General features: G+C 66.6%; 19 protein-coding genes. 8 read left to right on the top strand and 11 right to left on the bottom strand.

What is annotated here, in order from left to right; all coding sequences use genetic code 11:
* Positions 1-43: 43 nt before the first annotated feature.
* The 3 genes from ybeY to miaB are packed head-to-tail and all read right to left on the bottom strand — an operon-like array spanning position 44 to position 2,917.
* Positions 44-517, bottom strand: coding sequence for an rRNA maturation RNase YbeY (ybeY, locus tag ACP7EY_RS00170; protein ID WP_426189231.1), 474 nt, complete (start codon positions 515-517; stop codon positions 44-46).
* A complete protein-coding gene (locus ACP7EY_RS00165; RefSeq protein ID WP_426189229.1) occupies positions 501-1,553 on the bottom strand; it encodes a PhoH family protein in 1,053 nt (350 codons plus the stop codon). Before ACP7EY_RS00165 ends, ybeY begins: the two co-directional genes overlap by 17 nt.
* On the bottom strand, positions 1,550-2,917 hold the full coding sequence (gene miaB, locus ACP7EY_RS00160; protein WP_426189227.1) for a tRNA (N6-isopentenyl adenosine(37)-C2)-methylthiotransferase MiaB: 1,368 nt from the start codon (positions 2,915-2,917) through the stop codon (positions 1,550-1,552). Before miaB ends, ACP7EY_RS00165 begins: the two co-directional genes overlap by 4 nt.
* Before the next feature lie 629 nt (positions 2,918-3,546).
* Between miaB and ACP7EY_RS00155 the strand changes: the two genes are divergently transcribed.
* Positions 3,547-3,888: a hypothetical protein gene (locus ACP7EY_RS00155; RefSeq protein WP_426189225.1), complete on the top strand. Its 342-nt coding sequence runs from the start codon at positions 3,547-3,549 to the stop codon at positions 3,886-3,888.
* 133 nt (positions 3,889-4,021) lie between these two features.
* On the opposite strand, the gene ACP7EY_RS00150 is transcribed toward ACP7EY_RS00155, so the two are convergent.
* Positions 4,022-4,870, bottom strand: a complete 849-nt coding sequence (locus ACP7EY_RS00150) for an HDOD domain-containing protein (protein WP_426189223.1) — start codon at positions 4,868-4,870, stop codon at positions 4,022-4,024.
* Positions 4,867-5,208 (bottom strand): hypothetical protein, encoded by a 342-nt coding sequence (locus ACP7EY_RS00145; RefSeq protein WP_426189222.1) that lies wholly within the window; start codon positions 5,206-5,208, stop codon positions 4,867-4,869. The genes ACP7EY_RS00150 and ACP7EY_RS00145 overlap by 4 nt, the downstream gene beginning before the upstream one ends.
* A gap of 206 nt (positions 5,209-5,414) precedes the next feature.
* Here ACP7EY_RS00145 and ACP7EY_RS00140 point away from each other — a divergent pair, with 206 nt between their 5' ends.
* The 7 genes from ACP7EY_RS00140 (at position 5,415) to ACP7EY_RS00110 (ending at position 14,233) form a co-directional block, all read left to right on the top strand.
* Positions 5,415-7,001 (top strand): sensor histidine kinase, encoded by a 1,587-nt coding sequence (locus ACP7EY_RS00140; protein WP_426189220.1) that lies wholly within the window; start codon positions 5,415-5,417, stop codon positions 6,999-7,001.
* A 133-nt stretch (positions 7,002-7,134) separates the two neighbouring features.
* Positions 7,135-7,743 (top strand): glutathione transferase GstA, encoded by a 609-nt coding sequence (gene gstA, locus ACP7EY_RS00135; RefSeq protein ID WP_426189219.1) that lies wholly within the window; start codon positions 7,135-7,137, stop codon positions 7,741-7,743.
* Between the two features lie 473 nt (positions 7,744-8,216).
* Positions 8,217-10,178: an AAA family ATPase gene (locus ACP7EY_RS00130; protein ID WP_426189217.1), complete on the top strand. Its 1,962-nt coding sequence runs from the start codon at positions 8,217-8,219 to the stop codon at positions 10,176-10,178.
* 70 nt (positions 10,179-10,248) lie between these two features.
* The gene (locus ACP7EY_RS00125; protein WP_426189215.1) at positions 10,249-11,442 is read left to right on the top strand and encodes a lipid-transfer protein; all 1,194 of its coding nucleotides are present in this window, start codon (positions 10,249-10,251) and stop codon (positions 11,440-11,442) included.
* A gap of 109 nt (positions 11,443-11,551) precedes the next feature.
* Positions 11,552-11,872: a hypothetical protein gene (locus tag ACP7EY_RS00120; RefSeq protein ID WP_426189213.1), complete on the top strand. Its 321-nt coding sequence runs from the start codon at positions 11,552-11,554 to the stop codon at positions 11,870-11,872.
* Positions 11,838-13,160, top strand: a complete 1,323-nt coding sequence (locus ACP7EY_RS00115; protein ID WP_426189211.1) for a DUF445 domain-containing protein — start codon at positions 11,838-11,840, stop codon at positions 13,158-13,160. Before ACP7EY_RS00120 ends, ACP7EY_RS00115 begins: the two co-directional genes overlap by 35 nt.
* 176 nt (positions 13,161-13,336) lie before the next feature.
* Positions 13,337-14,233, top strand: coding sequence for a PilZ domain-containing protein (locus tag ACP7EY_RS00110; RefSeq protein WP_426189209.1), 897 nt, complete (start codon positions 13,337-13,339; stop codon positions 14,231-14,233).
* Positions 14,234-14,248: 15 nt separating this feature from the next.
* Here the strand turns inward: ACP7EY_RS00110 and ACP7EY_RS00105 are convergent, their stop codons facing one another.
* From ACP7EY_RS00105 to ACP7EY_RS00080, 6 genes are all read right to left on the bottom strand, one after another.
* Positions 14,249-15,787: a tetratricopeptide repeat protein gene (locus ACP7EY_RS00105; RefSeq protein ID WP_426189207.1), complete on the bottom strand. Its 1,539-nt coding sequence runs from the start codon at positions 15,785-15,787 to the stop codon at positions 14,249-14,251.
* 87 nt (positions 15,788-15,874) lie between these two features.
* Positions 15,875-16,879 (bottom strand): hypothetical protein, encoded by a 1,005-nt coding sequence (locus ACP7EY_RS00100; RefSeq protein ID WP_426189205.1) that lies wholly within the window; start codon positions 16,877-16,879, stop codon positions 15,875-15,877.
* 80 nt (positions 16,880-16,959) lie between these two features.
* Complete coding sequence (locus tag ACP7EY_RS00095; protein ID WP_426189203.1) at positions 16,960-18,234, bottom strand: glycerate kinase type-2 family protein; 1,275 nt, start codon at positions 18,232-18,234, stop codon at positions 16,960-16,962.
* A gap of 76 nt (positions 18,235-18,310) precedes the next feature.
* Positions 18,311-19,393, bottom strand: a complete 1,083-nt coding sequence (locus ACP7EY_RS00090) for a porin (protein ID WP_426189201.1) — start codon at positions 19,391-19,393, stop codon at positions 18,311-18,313.
* A gap of 135 nt (positions 19,394-19,528) precedes the next feature.
* Complete coding sequence (locus ACP7EY_RS00085; protein ID WP_426189199.1) at positions 19,529-20,683, bottom strand: branched-chain amino acid ABC transporter substrate-binding protein; 1,155 nt, start codon at positions 20,681-20,683, stop codon at positions 19,529-19,531.
* A 118-nt stretch (positions 20,684-20,801) separates the two neighbouring features.
* Entirely contained in the window at positions 20,802-21,698 is an 897-nt protein-coding gene (locus tag ACP7EY_RS00080) for a LysR family transcriptional regulator ArgP (RefSeq protein WP_426189197.1), read from the bottom strand.
* Positions 21,699-21,759: the final 61 nt, after the last annotated feature.

Raw genomic sequence — 21,759 nt, 5'->3', positions numbered from 1 at the left:
ACATGTGTGAGGGAATATTATCCCCCTGTTGCAACTGTAACCGTCAGGCGGCCTGGTCTGCGTAGGGGTCGGCAAAACCCAGCGTTTCCAGGATATCCGTTTCGAACAATTCCATTTCGGTCGCTTCGTCGTCTTCCATGTGATCGTAGCCCTGGGCGTGCAGCACGCCGTGGACGATCAGGTGGGCGGCGTGTTCTTCCACCGTTTTATGCTGTTCGCCCGCTTCCCGCTCGAGCACGTCCGTGCACAGGATGATGTCGGCGCGCACCGGCTCGTCGTCGGCCAGCTCCTCGCCTTCGTTGTAGGCGAACGTGAGCACGTTGGTGGCGTAGTCCTTGTCGCGGTAGTCGCGGTTGAGGGCCTGGCCCTCGGCGGCGTCGACGAAGCGGATGGTCAGTTCGGCCGGTCCCAGCAAGGCGGCCTTGACCCATTTGCGGATTTTCGGCCGCGTCAGGCTCGCCTGCAGGCGCGTATCGGGGTACTGGACGGACAGGGCGAGTTTATTTTTTGCGGACATGCTTGGCAGCCGGTTGGGAGAGGGTGAGCAGGGCCGAGGCGGCATCGGCCGCGGCGGCCGATTCGTAGGCGTCGACGATGCGACCGACCAGCGGATGGCGCACCACGTCGGCGCTGGTGAACTGGGTAAACGCGATGCCGCGCACGTCCTTGAGCACCTGGACGGCGTCGACCAGGCCGCTTTTCTGGGTCTTGTGCAGGTCGACCTGGGTGACGTCGCCCGTCACCACGGCCTTGCTGCCGAAGCCGATCCGGGTGAGGAACATCTTCATCTGTTCGACCGTGGTGTTTTGCGCCTCATCGAGAATGACGAAGGCGTGATTGAGCGTGCGGCCCCGCATATAGGCCAGCGGGGCGATCTCGATGACCTGTTTTTCGAACATCTTCTGGGTGCGGTCGAAGCCCAGCAGGTCGTACAGCGCGTCGTACAGGGGGCGCAGATACGGGTCGACCTTCGAGGCCATGTCGCCGGGAAGGAAGCCGAGCCGCTCGCCCGCTTCCACGGCGGGGCGGGTGAGCACGATGCGCTTGACGGCGTCGCGCTCGAGGGCGTCGACGGCGCAGGCCACCGCCAGGTAGGTCTTGCCGGTGCCGGCCGGGCCCACGCCGAAGGCGATGTCGTGTTCGAGGATGTTGCGCAGGTAGGCGATCTGGTGCGGGGTGCGCCCGCGCAGGTCGTGGCGGCGGGTTTTCAGCACCGGCGTGGCGATGTCGATCTCGGCCAGTTGCGCGGCCGGCGCGGGGCTGCCGTCGGACGCCACCAGGCCGGTGCGCTGTTCGACCAGCGCCAGTTGCACTTCTTCGAGCGGCACGATCTTGTTGGCCACCGCATAGAACCGTTCGAGGATCGCCACCGCCTGGTCGGCATTGCTGCCGCTGACGATGAATTTTTCGCCGCGGCGGAAAATCGTCACGTCCAGCGCCGCCGAGATCTGCCGCAGGTTCTCATCGAGCGGTCCGCACAGGTGGGCCAGGCGGGTGTTGTCGAGCGGCTCGGGGACGAAATACGAGGGCTGCATGGGGGTTCGGTTTTTCAACGGGCGTTCGCAATCAAGGCGGCGCTGGTGAGGAGCTCACCGCGCAAGGTGTAATTAAAACTCTCGGTGATGCGCACCTCGACCATGCTGCCGGCCAGCGCGGCGGCGTCGACGCCGTCCGGCACGGCGAAGTTGACCACCCGGTTGTTCTCGCTGCGGCCCTGCAGTTCGGCGGCGTCCTTTTTCGACGCCCCTTCGACCAGGATGCGCTGCACGGTGCCGACCATGGCGGCGCTGAAGCGGCGCGTGTTGGCGTCGATCGCCGCCTGCAGGCGCTGCAATCGCGCCAGCTTGAGCTCGTGCGGCGTGTCGTCGGCCAGCGAAGCGGCCGGCGTGCCGGGGCGCTTGCTGAAGATGAAGCTGTAGCTGGTGTCGAAGCCGACGTCGGCGATCAGCTTCATCATGGCCTCAAAATCGGCCTCGCTCTCGCCGGGAAAACCGACGATGAAATCGGACGACACCGACATGTTCGGCCGCACCGCGCGGATGCGCCGCACGATCGACTTGTACTCGAGCGCCGTGTAGCCCCGCTTCATGGCGCCGAGCACCTTGTCGGAGCCGTGCTGGGCCGGCAGGTACAGGTGGTCGACCAGTTGCGGAATGCGGGCGTAGGCGTCGATCAGGCGCTGGGTGAACTCTTTCGGGTGGCTGGTGACGAAGCGGATCCGCTCGATGCCGTCGATGGCGGCGACGTATTCGAGCAACAGCGCGAAGTCGGCCATCTCGCCGCCCTCCATCTCGCCGCGGAAGGCATTCACGTTCTGGCCCAGCAGGGTGATTTCGTGCACACCCTGGGCGGCCAGGCCGGCCACTTCGGCCAGCACGTCCTCGAAGCGGCGGGAGACTTCTTCGCCGCGCGTGTAGGGCACCACGCAGTAACTGCAGTATTTGCTGCAGCCTTCCATGATCGAGACGAAGGCGCACGGGCCGTCCACCTTGGCCGGCGGCAGGTGGTCGAATTTTTCGATCTCGGGAAAGCTGATGTCGACCTGCGCGTTGCCGCTGCTGCGCCGCTCGCGCACCATCTGCGGCAGGCGGTGCAGGGTTTGCGGGCCGAACACCAGGTCGACATACGGCGCCCGCTTGACGATGGCGGCGCCTTCCTGCGACGCCACGCAGCCGCCCACGCCGATGATCAGGTCGGGCCGGGCGAGCTTGAGTTCGCGCAGCCGGCCCAGGTCGGAAAACACTTTTTCCTGCGCCTTTTCGCGCACCGAGCAGGTGTTCAGGAGGATCACGTCGGCGTCCTCCGGCGTGTCGGTACGGACCAGGCCATCGGAGGCGCCCAGCACGTCCGCCATCTTGTCCGAGTCGTACTCGTTCATCTGGCAGCCGAAGGTTTTGATGAAGACTTTTTTCTGCATGAAATCGCTTAATTGATTGACTGCCCGGGGTGACCGCCACCGGCGGCAGGACCGGCAAGTTTACCGTAAATCGGCGGCCGCGGTGCTGCGCACTTGGCGCTTGCGGCGGCACGGCTGTTTGTAACGTTTTGAAACAATGCTACCGGCGTCCTTATTCATGGCCAAAATGAATTAATGCAAGCTTGTCATCGGGCATATGCCGACCAAGCCCGATGCTGTTCCCATAGGCGAATTTGCGTGATCGCCATAAATATTTTTTTTAATAAACAATACATTCCAATAGGCATTTGATCCTATAAAACGTGCGAATGTTCTCTTGCGTGCGCCACACATTGCCCCCATGTGTTGAAATGACGATGTGACAAGCTTTCCTCGCGTTAGCTTGATTTCAAACAAGGGCCGCACGGCGAAGGTCGGATGTACTGAAGGCGTTCAGGTCCGTTAATTTGTTTGATTGGCAAGCGTGCGGGCAGTGCGTAGCGCTTAGCGCAATGGCGCCGGAGGGTAGTTGATCAGGGATAAAAAATCATCCCCGGCAGCAGCGATTTTCCGGGAACTAATTTAGCCGAAAGATAGTCTTTCATAAAGTTCTTCACCGAACTATTCATTTCACTCAGACGAGGTAAATCATGGCACACCATGCTCTGGCATCCCAAGAAAGTTACAACCCCAATCACCTGCTCGATATTTTGCTGGGTAAAATGCAGCTGAAGAACGATGCGGCCCTGTCGCGCATGCTCGAAGTGGCACCGCCCGTGATCAGCAAGATTCGTCACCACCGCTTGCCAGTGGGCGCCTCCCTGCTCATTCGCATGCACGAAGTGACGGGCATGAGCATCCGCGACCTGCGCGACCTGATGGGCGATCGCCGTACCAAGTACCGCCTGTCCGACGCCCAGGGCCGGCCGAAGGCGGACGACAAGGCGACGCCTGCCGAGCAGACTGGTACCGCTGGCAACTACGCGCACTGACAAGGCCCGGCGCCGGCGGCGCGCCTGCCTGCGCAGTGCCCCGTCGCGCCAGCTTCACAGGCCGCAGCGTCCACGCCGCGGCCCCGTTGGCGTGGCCGCCCGTGCTGGCGCCAGCGCCACCACGCCACCGGCATCACCCCATCAAGGCGGCGGCGATTTCATCGAATTGCACTTCCGTTTCGCGGAACACGTGCACGTACGCTTCTTCACTCAGGCCCATCGCGTGCCACGCAACCGGTGACAAGGTGGGCACCGCTTCGTTGGGGTTGCCCACCATGTCGAGCGCGTGGACGATGGCGTTGGCCACGTGAATGATGGTGGACAAAAAGCCCGCGCCGACCAGCTCCGGATGGTGATGGTGGGCCAGCGCCTGGCGGATCGTGTCGGAAAATTTCCAGTGATCGGCCAGCAACATGCCCGCGGTCACGTGGTCCACCCCCAGGATGATGCGCTCGGCCTCGAGCAGATCGATATCGTCGTCGGCCGCCTTGGCGATCACCCGCGCATAGGCGGCCGGATCGACGGTCACCAGTACCAGCCGGCCTATGTCGTGCAGCAAGCCGGCCGTGAAGGCGTAGTCCTGGTTAAAGCGCATGCGCCGCGCCAGAACCCGTGCGCACACGGCGGTGGCGATCGAATGGCGCCAGAAGCCCTTGTCATCGAAGCCCTTGCAGGCGCCCTGGGCGAAGCAGCCGGTGACGGCCGCCGCCGTGATCAGGTTGCGGGTGGTCTGAAAACCCAGGAAGGTAATCGCTTGCTGGATAGTGGTCACTTTCACTTGCAGGCCATAGGTCGACGAATTGGCCAGGCGCAGCGTTTTCGCCGTCAGCGCCTGGTCGTGCGACACTTTTTTCGCCAGCACCGAGATGTCGACGTCGTCCTGGTCGATGGCGGTGAGCAGTTCCATTACCACCACCGGCAAGGAAGGCAGGGCGTCGAGCTGACGCACGATGTCGTCGAGGTTCAGGGCAGTCGGGTTCATGCGGCAATCTCGCGGTCGAGGCGGTAGTCGAGCACGTAGTCGTGCAAGGTGGCGGTGGCGCTGTCCTCGTCGCGCGTGCGGTCGCAGTGGCGGAACAAGCGGGCCAGCCGCGCCGTCACGGCCGCCTCGTCGACACTGGCGGCGACGGGACCGGCCTGTTCCGTGCGCAGCACGGCCAGCCGTTCGATGCCGTGGCGGGGCAGCAGGGCGATGATGGCCTCCGTCAGAATGGCGCCCTCGGGCAGCAGGACCTGGCCCTGGCGGTCAAGCAATACATCGGATAACACCATGCCCGGCCGGACATCGGCCAGTGCCAGATTCTGAAAAGCTGTATTCATTGCATTTCCTGTGTGGTTCTTGCTCAGTCATTCTTTCGCATGTCGTGCGAGCTTACCATTGCTTCAGGCTCCAGCGAAAGAGCCCGCAGCTTGCAAAGCAACAGTGCATCCCGTACATTGGCTGCAGGCGGCGCCGCCCCCTGCAGGGACCAGTGCACGGGCGCACTGCAAACCACGGCGCTACAGCGATGCGAGGGCGGGACCGAATGTTCAGTATTCAAGGCCGACTGAAACTGCTGTTCGTCGTCATCGTCACCACCGTGCTGACGATTTCTGGCGCGTACGCCCAATATTCGCTGGGCAAGGACCTCGAAAGCAGCTACCAGCGCCTGTGCGAAGGGGTGCTGACGCGCTTGCAGATCAGCCTGCCGGCGGCCCTGTGGGACCTGGACAAGAGCAAGGTCGAGACCATCCTCGATGCCGAAATGCTGCCGCCGGAAGTGGTGTCGATTCGCGTCTACGACAGCGCAGTCGGGGTGTTCGCCGGCAAGATGCGCGGCGGCGACGGTCGCCTGATCGCCACCACCACCGCCCCGCCGGGCGGCGCCCCCGTCGAGGCCGACCTGGTGTTTCGCGACGCCAGCGCGGGCGGCGCCGCGATGCGCCCGCTGTCGGTGGGCAAGGTGGTCGTGCATTTCAGCCGCGCGCGCATCGACGCCGCCCTGGCCTCGCAACTGGCGCGCAAGGTGGCCGAGGTACTGCTGCTCGATATCATCCTGGTACTGGCCTTGTCGTCGTCGTTGCGCGTGGTGTTTCGCCCGCTCAGGCAATTGCGCGACGGCCTGTTCGAACTGGCCACCCGCGGCGCCGAGGTGGAAGAATTGCCGGAAGTGCGGCAAGACGAGTTGGGCGAGGTCATTCGCGGCTTCAACCAGATCCAGCGGCGCTTGAAATCGACCATCGAGCGCGCCCGCGATGCCGAGGAGGCGGCGCGCCAGTCGGCGCGCCAGACCGCCGCCGCGCTGGCCGACCTGCGCCTGACCCAGGAATCGCTGCTGCAAGCGGAGCGGCTGGCCTCGCTGGGCAGCCTGGTGGCCGGCGTCGCCCACGAAATCAACACGCCCGTCGGCATTGTCCTGACCAGCGCCTCGGTGCTCAAAGGCGCCACCGACGCGTTGCAGGCGGCGGTGGCCGCCGACGGCCTGAAAAAATCGACCGTGCTGCGCTACCTGGAAACGGCGGCGGAAAGCGCGCGCCTGATCATGAACAATGCCTGTCGGGCCGCCCACCTGATCCACAGCTTCAAGCAGATCGCCGTCGACCAGACCAGCGAGGCGCGCCGGCCGTTCGCCCTGATGGCCTACGTCGATGAAATCGTCACCAGCCTGCGGCCCAAGCTCAAGGGCATCGACATCGTGCTGCACGAGGAAGAGGGCGGGCCGATCGCGCTCGACTCCTACCCCGGCGCGTTCGCCCAGGTGCTGACGAACTTGCTGGTCAACTGCGTCGAACATGCCTTCGCCCCCGGGCAGGGCGGCCGCATCGAGGTGCGCGCCCGCCTGCGCGGCGAGATGGTGGAAATGGACGTGGCCGACAACGGCCGCGGCATCGCCGTCGACGTCATCGACCATGTCTTCGACCCCTTCTTCACCACCCGGCGCGGGCAGGGCGGTACCGGCCTGGGCTTGAACATCGTCTACAACCTGATCGTCAAACAATTTAATGGCGTCATCAGCGCCCGCAGCACGGTGGGTCAGGGCACGCAATTTCAGATTCGCATCCCGCGCGTGACACCCCAGCCCGGTGGCGCCGGGGCCGCTTCCGGCGAAGGCGCGATCAGCCTGAGCGAGTGAGGCCGGGGCGACGCCTGCGCTTGCGCTTGCCCAAGGACGGGCGGTGGGCTTGCTCTATTCTCGCCATCTGATTCGCCATCTGCTTCGCCAGCGCGGCCAGCCTGGCGCCCCCACTGTCACCACCGAGGATTCCATGAAACTGTATTACACCCCTGGCGCCTGCTCGCTGTCGCCCCATATTGCCTTGCTCGAAGCGGGGCTCGCCTTCACCACCGAGCAGGTCGACCTGCGCACCAGGACCACCGCCAGCGGCGCCGATTACACCACCGTCAATCCGCGCGGCTACGTGCCTGCGCTCGAACTCGACAATGGTGTGGTGCTCACGGAGGGCCCCGCCATCGTGCAATATATTGCCGCCCAGGCGCCCGCCAGGCAGTTGGTGCCGGCCCCCCACAGCATCGAGCACTACCGCTTGCTCGAGCGCCTCAATTTCATCGCGACCGAAATCCACAAGGGCTTTGGCCCCCTGTTCAATCCCGCCAGCAGTGAGCCCGCCAGGCAGATGGCGCGCGCCCACCTCGACCAGCGTTTCGGCCAGGCCGCCCGCCTGCTCGACGGCCACGACTACCTGGTGGGCGAGCGCTTCAGCGTGGCCGACGGCTACCTGTTCGTGATGCTCACCTGGGCCGACAGCGTGCACATCGACCTGGCCAAGTGGCCCGCCCTGCAAGCGTTCAAGGCGCGCATTGCCGCCCGCCCCGCCGTGCAGCAAGCGCTGGCGGACGAAGCTCTGCTGCAATAAACCACGCCAGACCGCCAGGCCAGGGCCGCCGCGCCCTGGCCGTGTCCCCCTTCCGCCCGCCCTCGGCCCTCCGCACGCCCCGGCGCCTTGATGCTGCATTTTTAGCAAGTATCGAAGCGTACGATTTTCACCACTTTTTTCATTGATCGCATGCTCGTTTTGACAACAGGGGATGCCCGCGCGGCGCGCTTTTTATCAAACCGACCATCCATGGTGGCAGCCTCACAACGCCGGTTTGGTCAGGGCTGCAACACTTATTGCGATACACGATGTTTTACACAAATTTATTTGCACCAAGGTTTTTTTTGCCGGTATAGTCTCTCCATAGTTATTGCTCCATAGCACTAATTTGATGGCAAATAATCACTCACAGCCGCGGCCGATGCCTCGCATCCCCGCCTGCGCCGCGCCCCGACTTTGCCGGCTCCACGATTGTTTGCTGCCGCCCCGCGCCCATTCATCAACGAGTTCATATGCCCAATCTTGCCAAACTCCAGATCGCTTTCAGGAACCTGTATGTCCGCATCGCGGCCGGCCTGGCCGTCGCCGGGCTGACCGCGATGTTCATGGTGCGCGCCGATGTGGTCCAGGACGCCCGCCCGCTGGTCTACTCGCAAAACATCGCCGAGATCACCGGCCTGGCCGCGCGCAAGGACCAGCTCGAGTTCCTGCTGGTGGCCAAGCCCCTGTCGGAGTCGCCCCGCTACGTGTTCAAATTCAACAACGAGCCCGCCTTGCACGTGGTGAAGGTGCCCAGCACCTCGCACCTGTCGCTCGAGCGTGAAGTGCTGCTCAAGAACGCCATTCCGTATTCGATCGCGCGCGACGACTTCCTCGCCTCGCACAAGGCGGTGCTGCTCGACGAAGGCGAAAACAGCGCCAGCGCGCAAGCGGCCGCTTTCCTCAAGCGCCATGCGCTCGACATCCTGCTGATCGGCCTGATCCTCTACGCGCTCAAATTCGGCATCCCCGGCATGGGCATGAACGCGGCCGTGATCACCCCGGACAAGCTCAAGGGCAGCATGGATGACCTGATCGGCATGGACGACATCAAGCAGGAAGTGCTGCACCTGGAACAGATGATCCGCAACCGCGCCGAGTACAAGTCGCACAACATCGACAAGCCTTTCAATGTCATGCTGACGGGGCCCGCCGGCACCGGTAAAACCAAGCTGGTCGGTTATCTGGCCAAGCAGCTCAACGTGCCGCTGATCCAGGCCTCCGGCTCGGCACTCGAATCGGGCTTTGTCGGCGGCGGCTCGAAGGCCTTGAACGCCCTGTACCGCAAGGCGTGTGCGCACGGCAGCTGCATGATTTTTCTCGACGAGGCGCAGACCCTGTTCATGCCGCGCGGCCGCGGCGAAAAAAAATGGGAAGACGACACGGCCAATACCCTGCTCGGCTTGCTCGACGGGGTGAAAAGCGACAAGGGCGCCGGCGTCATCTGGGTGGTCGCCTCGAATTTCGACGACGCCTCGTCGACGATGGACGAAGCGATGTTGCGGCGCTTTTCCGTGAAAATCAATTTCCGCCTGCCCAACAAGGCCGAGCGGGGCGAACTGCTGAAGAATTTCCTCTCGCGCAAGAAAGACGGCCTGGTCGACTGGAACGACCTCGACCTGGGGCAGGTCGCCGAGATGACGGCCAACCTCAGTCCGGCCTTGCTGGAAACGGTCGTCGAGCGCGCCTCGATGATCTCGATCCAGGAAAAAACCATTATCAACACCGATGTGATGTTCCGCGCCTTCGAGCGCGCCACCATCGGCCTGACCGACCGCGCCACCACGGCCGAAAAACACAAGCAGAGAGAGCGCATCGCCCTGCATGAACTGGGCCATTTTTTCATGCAGATCGACCCCTACCTGCGCCAGGGCCTGTCGCTTGAAGAGGTCAAGGGCAAGTCGCACCTGCTCAAGATCAGCACGGAGTCGGTGTCGAAAATCGGCGCGCTCGGCTACGTGCTGCAGTCGGGCGACGACGTCTCGCTGCGCACCCTGGAGGAACTCGAGCGCGACGTCATCGAACTGTATGGCGGGGTCGCCGCCGAAGAGCTGTTTTATGGCGCGCGCGGCATTTCCGTGGGCAGCCAGAACGACATCGAGAAGGCCACCAGGATGCTCAATCTGATGGTCAACCGCCTGTCGATGTACTCGCGCTCGAAGATCGACTACACCCAGTTGGGCCAGGACCAGACGGGCGACCATGCGATCCGCCAGGTCGAGGAAAAATCCGATGAACTCTATAGCTACACCCTGGACGCCATCGGCGACTACAAGGCCGTGATCGAGTCGATCAAGGACACCCTGCTCGAGCAGTACGTGCTGTCGAAGGATGCCGTGTTCGCCTTGCTGGAAGAGCGCCGTGAATTGCTGATGGCGCAACTGGCCCGCTCGCGCGGCGCCGGCCTGGCCCGCTGCGAGGGCGCGGTGGTCTGAGCGGCCGCCGGATTTTTCGTGCGACCGCTTGCGCTTTGCCTATAATGGCCTGAACAAACAGGAGAGCGCAATGGGCCATCAGCGCCATCGGGTATGGATCGCCGGCGTGGGCATGATCCCGTTCGCCAAGCCGGGCGCGTCTGCCCCGTACGACCAGATGGGCGCCCAGGCGGCGCGCCAGGCCCTGCAGGACGCCGGCATCGACTACGCCGACATCGAACAGGCCTATGCCGGCTACGTCTACGGCGACTCCACCAGCGGCCAGAAGGCGCTGTACCAGGTGGGCATGAGCGGCATCCCGATTTTCAATGTCAACAACAACTGCTCGACCGGTTCCACCGCCCTGTTCCTGGCGCGCCAGGCGATCGCCAGCGGCGCCGCCGACTGCGTGCTGGTGGTGGGCTTCGAGCAGATGAGCCCCGGCGCGCTTGGGTCCGTCTTCAGCGACCGTCCCAGCCCGTTTGCGCCGTTCGACGAGGCCACCGACGCGCTCGTGGGCATGCCGGACTTGCCGCTGGCGCTGCGCTATTTCGGCGGCGCCGGCCTGTCCCACATGAAGCAGTACGGCACGCCCCTGTCGGCCTTCGCCAGCATCCGCGCCAAGGCCAGTCGCCACGCCGTCAACAATCCGCTGGCGCTGTTTCGCAAGGAGCTGAGCACCCAGGACGTGCTCGACGCCCCCGTGCTGTGGCCGGGCGTGATGACGCGCCTGATGGCCTGCGCGCCCACCTGCGGCGCCGCCGCCGCCGTGCTGGTGTCGGAATCGTTCGCCCGCAAGCGCGCTCTGCGCCGCGATGTGTATATCGCCGCCCAGGCCATGACGACCGACCGCCCCTCGACCTTCGCCGCCAACGACATGATGCGCGTGGTCGGCTACGACATGAGCCGGGCGGCGGCCGGCCAGGCCTACGAGGAAGCGGGCCTGGGGCCGCAGGACCTCGATGTCGTCGAACTGCACGACTGCTTCGCCCACAACGAACTGATCACCTACGAGGCGCTGGGCCTGTGCCCGGAAGGGGGCGCCGACAAATTCATCCGCGCGGGCGACAACACCTACGGCGGGCGCATCGTCACCAATCCGTCCGGCGGCCTGCTCTCGAAAGGCCATCCGCTGGGCGCCACCGGCCTGGCCCAGTGCTATGAACTGACCCACCAGCTGCGCGGCAGCGCCGCCGCGCGCCAGGTCGACGGCGCCCGCGTGGCGCTGCAGCACAACCTGGGCCTGGGCGGTGCCTGCGTGGTGACCATCTACCGCAGCGCCTGAGCCGTGCCCGTGCCCGTGCGCTACCCTGCGCACGGCAGCGGTGGTCGGGAACACGGCGGCGCCGGCCGCGGTAGTAAGATGACCCCGATCACATACCGGGAGAATGGCGATGGACGAGGTGTCAGGGGCGGTTGCCGCGCCGTTTGCGAGTCTGCAGCTGGAAGGGCGCGACCTGTTCGTCGTCGCCAGGTGCATGGTGCCCACCGACGCCTGGCTGCTGCGCGGGGTGCTGGTGGCCGGCGGCGTGCCGGCAGTGGTGGCCGACGCCAATCACGTGCAGGCCGACCTGCTGATCGCGCCGGCGCTGGGCGGGGTGCGCATCCTGGCGCCGGGCAGCTACCTGGCGCAGGCCGCTGACATCATCGCCGCCTTCGAACGGGGCGAGTTCGCCCTCGATGACGACGCCGACGTCGGCGCCCCGCTTGTCTAGCGCCGCCGCCAAGCTGGGCGAGCTGCGCGACACCAAGCGGCTCGCGCTGCTGTTTTTCGGCGCCGCCGCGCTGCTGTTCGTCATCAGCCTGTTCCTGCCGCCCGTGTGGTGGGCGCAGCTGCTCAAGGCGTTTTCGGAGGCGGCCATGGTGGGCGCGCTGGCCGACTGGTTCGCCGTCGTCGCCCTGTTCAAGCGGGTGCCGATTCCCTTCATTGCGCGCCACACCGCCATCATCCCCAAGAACAAGGACAAGATCGCCGACAACCTGGCGCTGTTCGTGCGCGAAAAATTTCTCGACACCGATTCGGTGCTGGCGCTGATTCGCCGCCACGATCCGGCCCGGATGGTGGCCGACTGGCTGCGCCAGGAAGACAATGCGCGCCAGCTGGGCCACTACCTGGTCAAGCTGGGCGCGGGCGCGCTCGATTTCATCGAGGACGAGCCGGTGCAGCGCTTCATCACCAGGGCCGTGCACAAGCTGGTGGGCAGCATCGACCTGTCGCAATCGGCCGGCGCCATCGTCGACGCCATGACGCAGAACGGTCGCCACCAGGAGCTGCTTGACGAGGGCATCGCCCAGCTGGCCAAGCTGCTGCACGGCGAAGAGACGCAAGCGTTCATCGCCCAGGGCATCGTCGACTGGCTCAAGGAAGAATACGCCGTGTTCGAGAAAATGCTGCCCACCGAAACCATCGGCCGCAAGGGCGCCGACGTCGCCGTGCGCATGGCGGCGAGCATCCTGGCGCGCGTGAACGACGACCCGGACCACCCGCTGCGGAAAAACTTCGACCAGTTCACCCGCGACTTCGTCGAACGCCTCAAGGCCGACCCGGCGTTTCACGCCAAGGGCGAAGAAATCAAGCAGTACCTGCTGCAGGATGCAGCCCTGAACGGCTATCTCAAATCGCTGTGGGACGACCTGAAGGCCTGGCTGAAAAACGATCTGCAGCAGGTCGACTCGGTGCTGCACCAGCGCGTGGTGGCCGCCGGCCTGTGGATCGGCCGCACCCTGGCCGACGATGCGCGCCTGCGCGCCTCGCTCAACACGCACCTGGAAGCGGCCGTGCGCAGCGCCGCCCCCGAGTTCGCCCAGTTCCTCACCGGCCACATCGCCGACACCGTCAAACGCTGGGACAGCACGGAGATGTCCGAGCAGATCGAACTGAATATTGGCAAGGACTTGCAGTTCATCCGCATCAACGGCACCCTGGTGGGGGGCATGATCGGCGTCGTCCTGTATCTTTTGGGTCAAGTGCCCGGCTGGCTGGGAATGCTGCGGCAAGGGTAATATAGGGGCAAGGCGCGCACGCAGGGGGGATGTGCGGGACGCCATTCGTGACTTTTGGAAACTTTTCTACCGATGCGGTAGTCTTCTGCGCCATAAGCCGCTATGATTGAAGTTGATGTAAAAACAAGCTGCATCGCTCCGCCCACCGTCTCGCCCTGTATTTATTCTTGATTCACATGACCAAGCAACAGTACGTTTACTTGTCGGGCCAGGATTTGCCAGTGGGCGCACCGCTACCATGGTCGATCTACCTGCGTTCCGGCGAACTGCTCGCCCCTGCCGGTTTCATGGTGACCGACGCCGTCGTCCATGAGCGCCTGATGTCGGCCATGCCGGTGCGCGCGGCCCGCGAGGGCGAAACGGGGCGCCAGGTGGTCGACGCCGAAACCTCGTCGGCGGACGACAAGGGGCCGGCGCAGACGCACGATCCCCTCAAGTACCTCAAGCACAATGCGGAAGGGGTGATCCTCACCTTCAAGCTGCCCAGCGACTACGAGCCGCGCAATGTGCCGGTCGAGTTCTACGGCCGCATTCCCCTGCAGTCGGTGATCGTGTCGGCGCCCGCGCTGGGCCTGGGCACGGCGCAGACCTGGCAGACCTTTGAGGGTATCGGCTTGACGGTACAGGTTATTTTCGGGCGCAGCCTGTGCATGTTCAAGACCACCGTGATGCGCTACGCGCCGCTGCCCAGCGGCCACCTGTTCCTGCGCTATCCCACCGATGCCGTCACCAAGTCGTTCCGCCAGGCGCTGCGCGTCGACGCGCAGATTCCCGCGTCGATCACCATGCAGGACAACTACACGGTGCCGGCGGTGATCACCAACCTGTCCGGCAGCGGCTGCGCGGTGGCCACCGGCTTCATTCTGGGCCAGCCGGGCACCCGCCTGAAAGTGTCATTCCGCCTCAAGATGTCGGACAAGGCGCGCGTCGTCAGCGTGCCCTGCGTGATCCGCAGCATCAAGGGCAAACTGTCCCAGCAGATGCGCTACGGTATCGAGTTCGACGAGCAGGTCGACGAGGCGGTGCTGCTGACCCTGAAGTCCTTCGTCTACGAGCACCTGGCCGAACGCTGACCTGGCATCGCCCGGTTATGCGCAATCGCGCATCACTGGCGCGTCGCGGCCCTTGGCCAGCACGAACACCACGCCATCCACATCGGCGCCGCGCTCGCGTCGCAGCGGCGCGCCGGCCGCCTCGATCACGGCCAGTCCGTTCGCCGCCGCCAGCGCGCCGATGTACGCGGCGCTGTGCGCATAGCGACGCGATGGCGTGAGCACAAAGTCTGCCTGGTCCGCCAGCTCCACCGAAAAGCAGAAGCGCCCGCCTGGCCGCAGCGCCTGGCGCGCCGCCCGGAACAGCGCATCGAGCGCGCCGATATAGACCAGTACATCGGCCGCCACCAGCAAGTCGAACGCTGCCACCCGTCCCGCCAGGAAGGCGGCGATATCGGCGCACACGAGCGTGTCGTACAGGCCGCGCGCGCGCGCCCGCTCGAGCATGGCGGGCGACAGGTCGACCCCGGCCAGGCTGGTCGCCAGCGGCCGCAGCAGCGCGCCGCACAAGCCGGTGCCGCAGCCCAGGTCGGCCACGTCGAGGGCGGCGCCGGCACTGACCCCGCTGCGCTCGAGCGCCGCCGCCACCAGTTGCGGCGTGCGGTAGGCCAGTTGGTCCACCAGGTGGGCGTCGAAGTGGTCGGCGTACTGGTCGAACAGCGCCGTCACGTAGGCGGCCGGCGCGGCGGCCGGCGCCGGCAAGCGGCCCAGCGCGGCCAGCGCGAAATGCACCTGGCCGCGATCGGCGCCCAGCGCCAGCGCGTCGTCGAAGACGGCCGCCGCGGCGTCGTGGCGGCCCAGCGCGTCGAGCGCGTGGGCGCGCCGCAGCGCGCTGCCGGCGTGGTCGGGCCGCAGCGCCAGCGCGGCCTCGAAGCTGGCCAGTGCCGCCTCGAACTGGCCCAGCTTGAACTGGGCGCCGCCGCGCCAGCCCAGCACATCGGCGCGTGGGCCGCCCAGCGCGATGGCGCGTTCGAAGCTGGCCAGCGCTTCCGTAAAATCGCCCTGCGCGTGCAGCGCATTGCCGCGCGCGCTCCACGCCTGCGGCTGCGCGGGCCGCAAGCGCAGCGCGTATTCGGCGCCGTCTTGCGCCTGCTGGTGGCGGCCCTGGTCGTGCAGGGCGATGGCGCGCTGGCAGGCGGCGTCGTACGAGGCCGGCTGCAGGCGCAGCGCGCATTCGTAGCTGGCGATGGCGTCGTCGAGGCGACCCAGGGTGCGCAGCGCGTTACCGCGGTTGCTGTGGGCCAGGGCATAGCCGCCGTCGAGGGCGATCGCCCGCTCGTAGCTGGCCAGCGCCTCCCCGCTGCGACCGAGGTCGGCCAGCGCCGCCCCCAGGTTGCAGTGGGCGCGGGCGTGGCTGCCATCGACGGCGATGGCTTGCCCGATCAGCGTCACCGCGGCGCCGGCGTCGCCCTGCTGGCGGGCGATCACGCCGGCCAGGTGCAGGGCGTCGAACTGGCGCGGCTCGCGCGCCAGCACCTGCTGATACAGGGCGCTGGCGGCGTCGAAGCTGCCCTGCTGGTGCAGGGCGACGGCGCGTTGCAGCAGCGCTGCGGTCGATGGCGGGGAATCACTCACGGGGCGGGCACTTTCGACGAAACTGCCACGCTGCCATACATCGCCGTCGCATGCAAGGCGCTGGCGCCTGCGCCAGCGGCGGCCCCGCTACAGATCGAGCGCCGTGCACGGCACGGCCACCACGAAGCGGGCGCCGAACACCTCGGCGTTGGCCGAATTGGACTGGTCCAGGGTCAGCGCCTTGAGCCAGTCCATGAAGGGCTCGCGTGCGGCCATCGCGCTGTCGAGCTGCTCGACGTTGTTGGGGCTGAACGGCTGGTGGTAGGTCAGGCGCAGTTCGAACGGGCAGCCCATGGTGCGGAAATCGAAGCGCGCCGGCGTTTTCAGGTCGCGCGCGGCGGCCAGCACCTCGAGCAGCGGGCTGTCGCGCAGCAGCACCCGATCGCCATTGTGGTAGACGTATTTGTAGGCGATCAGCGTCTCGAGCGGGCGCTCGCCCAGGCAAGGCACGCGCAAGCCGGCCACGTACGCCGTTACCGCCCGGCGCAGGGAGCGCGAGGGCAGCGTCTGCACCACCGTCATGGTGGGCTGCTCGGTGGGGCCGGCGAAGCGCACGCGCACGATCATGGTGCCTTTCTCGCCGAGGCGGAGGGCGTCTTTGGGGAACTCGGGCCGCACGATGCCGTCCTTGTGGGCCATGCATTTGAGCTGCTCGGCGCGGGCCGGATCGGCGTTGTCGCGCGGCGCCGCGGCGATCACCCGGCTTTGCTGGTCGGTGTCGAACACATAGTCCTGGGTCAGCTGGACCGGCGCGTCGCCCGGCTGCATGCACGGCACGCGCAGGCGCTTGACGTGGCGTGTCACGGTGTCGTCGAACTCGCCCATCAGCGGCCGCGACAGGATTTTCACGCTCGGCGCCGCGTCGGCCGCACTAAAATCGAGCTGCACGCGCACGGTGCCGCCTTCCTTGCGCAGCAAGGCCGGCTCCGGATACGCCGGCGGCGCGTCCACGCCGTCAACGCTGACCAGGCAGGCCAGCGCGGGCGAGGTGGCCAGGCTGCTCTGGGCGGCGGCGGGGAGGGCGCCGCCGGCCAGGGCGATGGCCGCCAGCAGGGTCGACAAACAGTGACGGAACAGGGGAGTGGGGCGCATGGAATTCTCTGAGGAAAGAGCGCCAGTGTAACGCGCCGGCAGTGCCGCAAAACTCTCCAATTGTCACAAATGCATGATTTTTATGCCACTGGGTCCGCGTCGATATAAATTGCCCGGAAATCGTTGACGTTGGTGAGGGTGGGCCCGCACACGACGGAATCGCCCAGCGCCTGGAAGAAGCCGTGGCCGTCGTTGTTGGCCAGGCTGGCGCGCGGCTTGATGCCCAGCGCCCAGGCGCGTGCCAGCGTGTCGGGGGCCAGCAGGGCGCCGGCGATGTCTGCCTGGCCGTCGACGCCGTCGGTGTCGCAGGCGATCGCGTGCACGCCCGCCAGGCCATTCAAGGCCACGCCAAGAGAGAGCAGGAATTCGACGTTGCGCCCGCCCTGGCCGTCGCCGCGCACGGTGACGGTGGTTTCGCCGCCCGAGAGCACGATGCAGGGCGGCGTGAACGGTTGATGGTGCGTGCGCACCTGGCGGGCGATGCCGGCCATGACGATGCCCACTTCACGCGCTTCTCCCTCGATGCTGTCGCCGAGGATGTGGACCGGAACGCCCGCGGCGCGGGCGACGGCGGCGGCCGCTTCGAGCGCCATCTGCGGCGTGGCGATCATGCGAATGGCGTTACCGGCCAGGCGGGCGTCGCCCGGCTTGAGCGATTCGCCGGCGCCCGTCTCAAGCAATGTGCGGATGGCGGGCGGCACGCCGATGGCGTAGCGCTGCAGGATGTCGAGGGCATCGGCGCAGGTGCTGGGGTCGGCGCTGGTGGGGCCGCTGGCGATGTCGGCCGGATCGTCGCCCGGCACGTCGGAAATGAGCAGTGTGAGCACGCGCGCCGGGTGGCAGGCGGCGGCCAGGCGGCCGCCCTTGACGGCCGACAGGTGGCGCCGCACGCAGTTCATTTCGCCGATGGTGGCACCGCTTTTGAGCAGCGCGCGGTTGAGGTCCTGCTTGTCGGCCAGGGTCACGCCGTCCAGCGGCAGCGCCAGCAGGGACGAGCCGCCGCCGGAAATGAGGCAGATCACCAGGTCGTCGGCGCGCAAGCCTTGCACCAGCGCGAGGATGCGCCGGGCCGCCGTCATGCCGGCCTGGTCGGGCACGGGGTGGGCCGCTTCGACGATCTCGATGCGCTCGCACGGCACCGCGTAGCCGTAGCGCGTGACGACCAGGCCGGCCAGTTCGCCCGGCCAGTGCTGCTCGAGCGCGCGCGCCATCTCGGCCGAGGCCTTGCCGGCGCCGATGACGATGGTGCGCCCGCGCGGCGCGGCCGGCAGGTGGGGCGGCAGGCAGTCGCGGGGTTGGGCGGCGCTGACCGCGGCGTCGAACATCTGGCGCAACAGGGCGCGGGGATCGGGCATGCCATCTCCATCAAGGGAAAGTCGGATGGCTATTCTGCCTGATTTGCCCGGCCCTGTCCCGCCTGCCGCCGCGCGCTCAAAAACTGTGGCGCACCCCCAGGTTGAAGGCCCGGTCGCCCGAGCCCGCTTCCGTGTTGTTGGCCACCGTGTAGCCGGCGCCATTGCGGTTGCTGATGGCACCGTAGGCGGCATAAAAATTGGTGCGCTTCGACACCGGATAGACATAGCCGATGGCCCAGGAATGGGCGTCCTGGTTGAACGTGGTCTTGTCGTTCTTGCGCATCAGCGAAGCGAGGACGGTGCCGGGCCCGAACGGCGCCGTGATCCCCAGCAGCAGGTCGGTGCTGTCGGTCGACGGCACGGGCGCCACGCCGCCGAAGGGGTTGCTGGTGTTGCCCAGCGGCGCGCTGTTGAAACCGTGGTCGCGGCCGTAGGCGAAGTGCGCCTTGACGACCTGGAAGTCGTAGCTGGCCACCAGCAGGGTATTGGTGGCGATGGTGCGGCTGATGGGCGTCACGCCGGGGGCGGCGGCGACGTCGCTGTTGCGGTTGTTGTAGGCCAGTCGCACGGCCAGCGGCCCGGCGCTGTAGCCGACGGCGCCGCCGAACTGGCGGCCGGCGTCGTTGCTGCCGGCCTGCTCGCCGGGGCTGTAGGCCAGTTCGCCCGTGAAGCCTTCCAGCACGGGCGCGCTGTACAGGATGGTATTGCTGGAGCGGACGTTGGCGCCGTAGTCGGGGAACAGGCTGCGCGCGGTGCCGGCGGTGCCCGTGTTGAACGGGTCGCCCACCTGGGTGAGCGCCTGGTGCCACGGCGTGTACTGGCGCCCCAGCGTGAGCGTGCCGGCGCTGCTGCGCAGGCCCACATAGGCCTGGCGATTGAAGATGGTGCCGCTGGCATCGACTTCGCCCGTATCGACGCGAAAGCCGTTTTCCAGGGTGAACAGGGCGGTGATGCCGCCGCCCAGGTCTTCGGTGCCGCGAAAGCCGATGCGCGAGGCGGCGGCGGCGCCGCTGGTGATTTTATTGTTGGTGCCGGCGGCGCCGCCGCTTTCACGCACGTAGGCGGCATCGACAATGCCGTAGATGGTGACGTTGGTCTGCGCGTGGGCGGCGCCGGCACCGGCCGTCATGACGGCGGCGGCAAACAAGCTCTTTTGCATACATCCTCCTGATCAATAGTGGCGAAGTTGTATTGATCATGCTCACCGCATAAGCGGGACGCTGTTTGCGCAAACGCAGAAGATGCGGCGATACGGGGGAGGCGGGGGCGCCGCTGTGGCAAACCCCCCACAGCGTTATTTCGTCACCGCCACCAGGCTGCGGTGGCCGCCCTTGAAGGTGTACAGGGTCAGGGTGCCGTCGCGGATGTCGCCCGCCTTGTCGAAGGCGATCATGCCGGTGATGCCCGGATAGCGGATCGCCGCCAGCGTCGGCAGGTATTTCGCCGGCGCGCTCGAGCCCGCCTTGACCATGGCCTCGGCCAGCGTCATCACCGCATCGTAGGTGTACGGGGAATAGATCTGCACGGGGATGCCGAAGCGTTTTTTGTAGGCGGCGTGAAACTGCGCGATGGCCGCCTTGCCTTTCTCTTCGACGCCGCCCGCCTCCGCGCACACCACCTGGCCGTCGGCCAGCGCGCCCTGCGCCAGTTTGACGATCTCGTCGGAGCAGATGCCGTCGCCGCCGACCAGCTTGGTGTTGCCGAACCCGAGCTGTTTCATCTGGCGCAGCATGGGGCCGGCCACTGCGCTCATGCCGCCGAAAAACACCAGGTCCGGCTTGCTGGCGCGCACCTTGGTGAGAATGGCGCTGAACTCGCTCGATTTGTCGGTGGTAAATTCCTTGCCGACGATCGTGCCGCCCGCTTCCTTGAAGCCCTTGATGAACTCGGCGGCCACGCCCTGGCCGTAGGCGGTGCGGTCGTCGATCACGGCCACCCGGCGGACGGCCAGCCCGGTGACGGCGTAGCGGCCCAGCACGCGGCCCAGCTGCTGGTCGTTGCTGACCACCCGGAACGTGGTGTTGAATCCTTGCGCCGTGTACTGGGGGCTGGTGGCCGAGGGTGAAATTTGCGGGATGCCGTTGTCAAAATATATTTTCGAGGCGGGAATGCTGGTGCCCGAGGTCTGGTGGCCGATCACCGCGTTGACCTTCGCATCGACCAGTTTCTGGGCGGCGGCGGTGGCCTGTTTCGGGTCGCCCGCGTCGTCTTCGGCCAGCAGTTCGAAGCGCACCGGCTTGCCGCCGATCTTGATGGCGCGCGCGTTGAGCGCTTCGACGGCCATGCGGGCGCCGTTTTCATTGTCCTTGCCAAAATAGGCGACGGCGCCGGAGGTGGCGGCGACGTGGCCGATCCGGACCACCTCGGTGGCCCCGGCGGCGGCGGCGACGGCGAGGGCGGGCAGGGACAGGGCCGCGGCGGCCAGCAACAGGGAACGGCGAACCAGCATGACAACTCCGATTGATTGAATAACCCGTCACTATAGAGGCCGGCTGGCGCGCGGCGAACGATCAAGTCGCTATAAGATCATGCCCTGCCGGTATATACGATGGCCGCGGCGGCGCCGTTCAGGGCGGCAGCAGGGCGGCAGCGGCGGCGGCGATGACGGCGCCGCTGAGGCGCTCGAGCAGGCCCGAGGCGGCGCGCGCGCTGTGCCAGTACAGGGGCACATCGAGGGGCGTGCCGGCGACCAGTTCGACCAGCGTGCCCGCGGCCAGGTGGGCCTTGATCAGCGACTGTGCGTGCATGCCCCAGCCCATGCCGGCCAGCGCGGCCGTCACGAACGCCTCGCTCGACGGCAGCACGTGACGGGGCAAGTCGACGTGGCGCCCGCACACGGCAAGCACCCAGCGGGACTGCAGCGCATCCCTGGCATTGAACAGCAGGCTGGGCGCCTGCGCCAGGCTGGCGCCATCGACGCCGGCGCTGAAATGGCGCGCCACGAACGCCGGGCTGGCCGCCGCCACGTAGCGCATCGCCCCCAGCGCACGGCTGTTGCAGCCGGCGCTGGCGTGCGCGCTGGCGCTCACGGCGGCCAGCACGGCGCCGCTGCGCAGCCATTCGGCGGTGTGGTCCTGGTCATCGACGGCCACCTCGATCAGCAGGGGCGCCGTCAGCGTCAAGGCGGCCAGGGCCGGCGTCAGCCAGGTCGCCAGGCTGTCCGCATTGACGGCGATCGGCACGCCGACGCGGGCGCCGTCGGCGCCGCCCACCCCGGGCACCGCCTCGCGCAACTGCTGTTCGAGCAGGCGTACCTGGTCGACGTGGCGGCACAAGTGCTGCCCCGTCGGCGTGGCCCGGCACGGCTGTTCGCGCACCACCAGCGCGCAGCCGATCCGCTCCTCGAGCAGGCGGATGCGCTGCGACACGGCCGACGGCGTCACGTGCAGGGCGCGCGCGGCGGCCTCGAAACTGCCTTCGCGGATCACGGCGGCCAGGGCCGACAGGGCGTTGTAGTCCAACATGAATGTAGTTTGGCTAATGTAGGTTCAATAAAGGTAGTTTGCCTTCATCGCCACCCCTTGG

The sequence above is a fragment of the Massilia sp. DWR3-1-1 genome (assembly GCF_049898325.1).
GTDB lineage: Bacteria > Pseudomonadota > Gammaproteobacteria > Burkholderiales > Burkholderiaceae_D > JAFCUW01.
The sequence above is the reverse complement of the archived record's forward strand: the minus strand, read 5'-3'. Positions and strand labels throughout refer to the sequence as shown.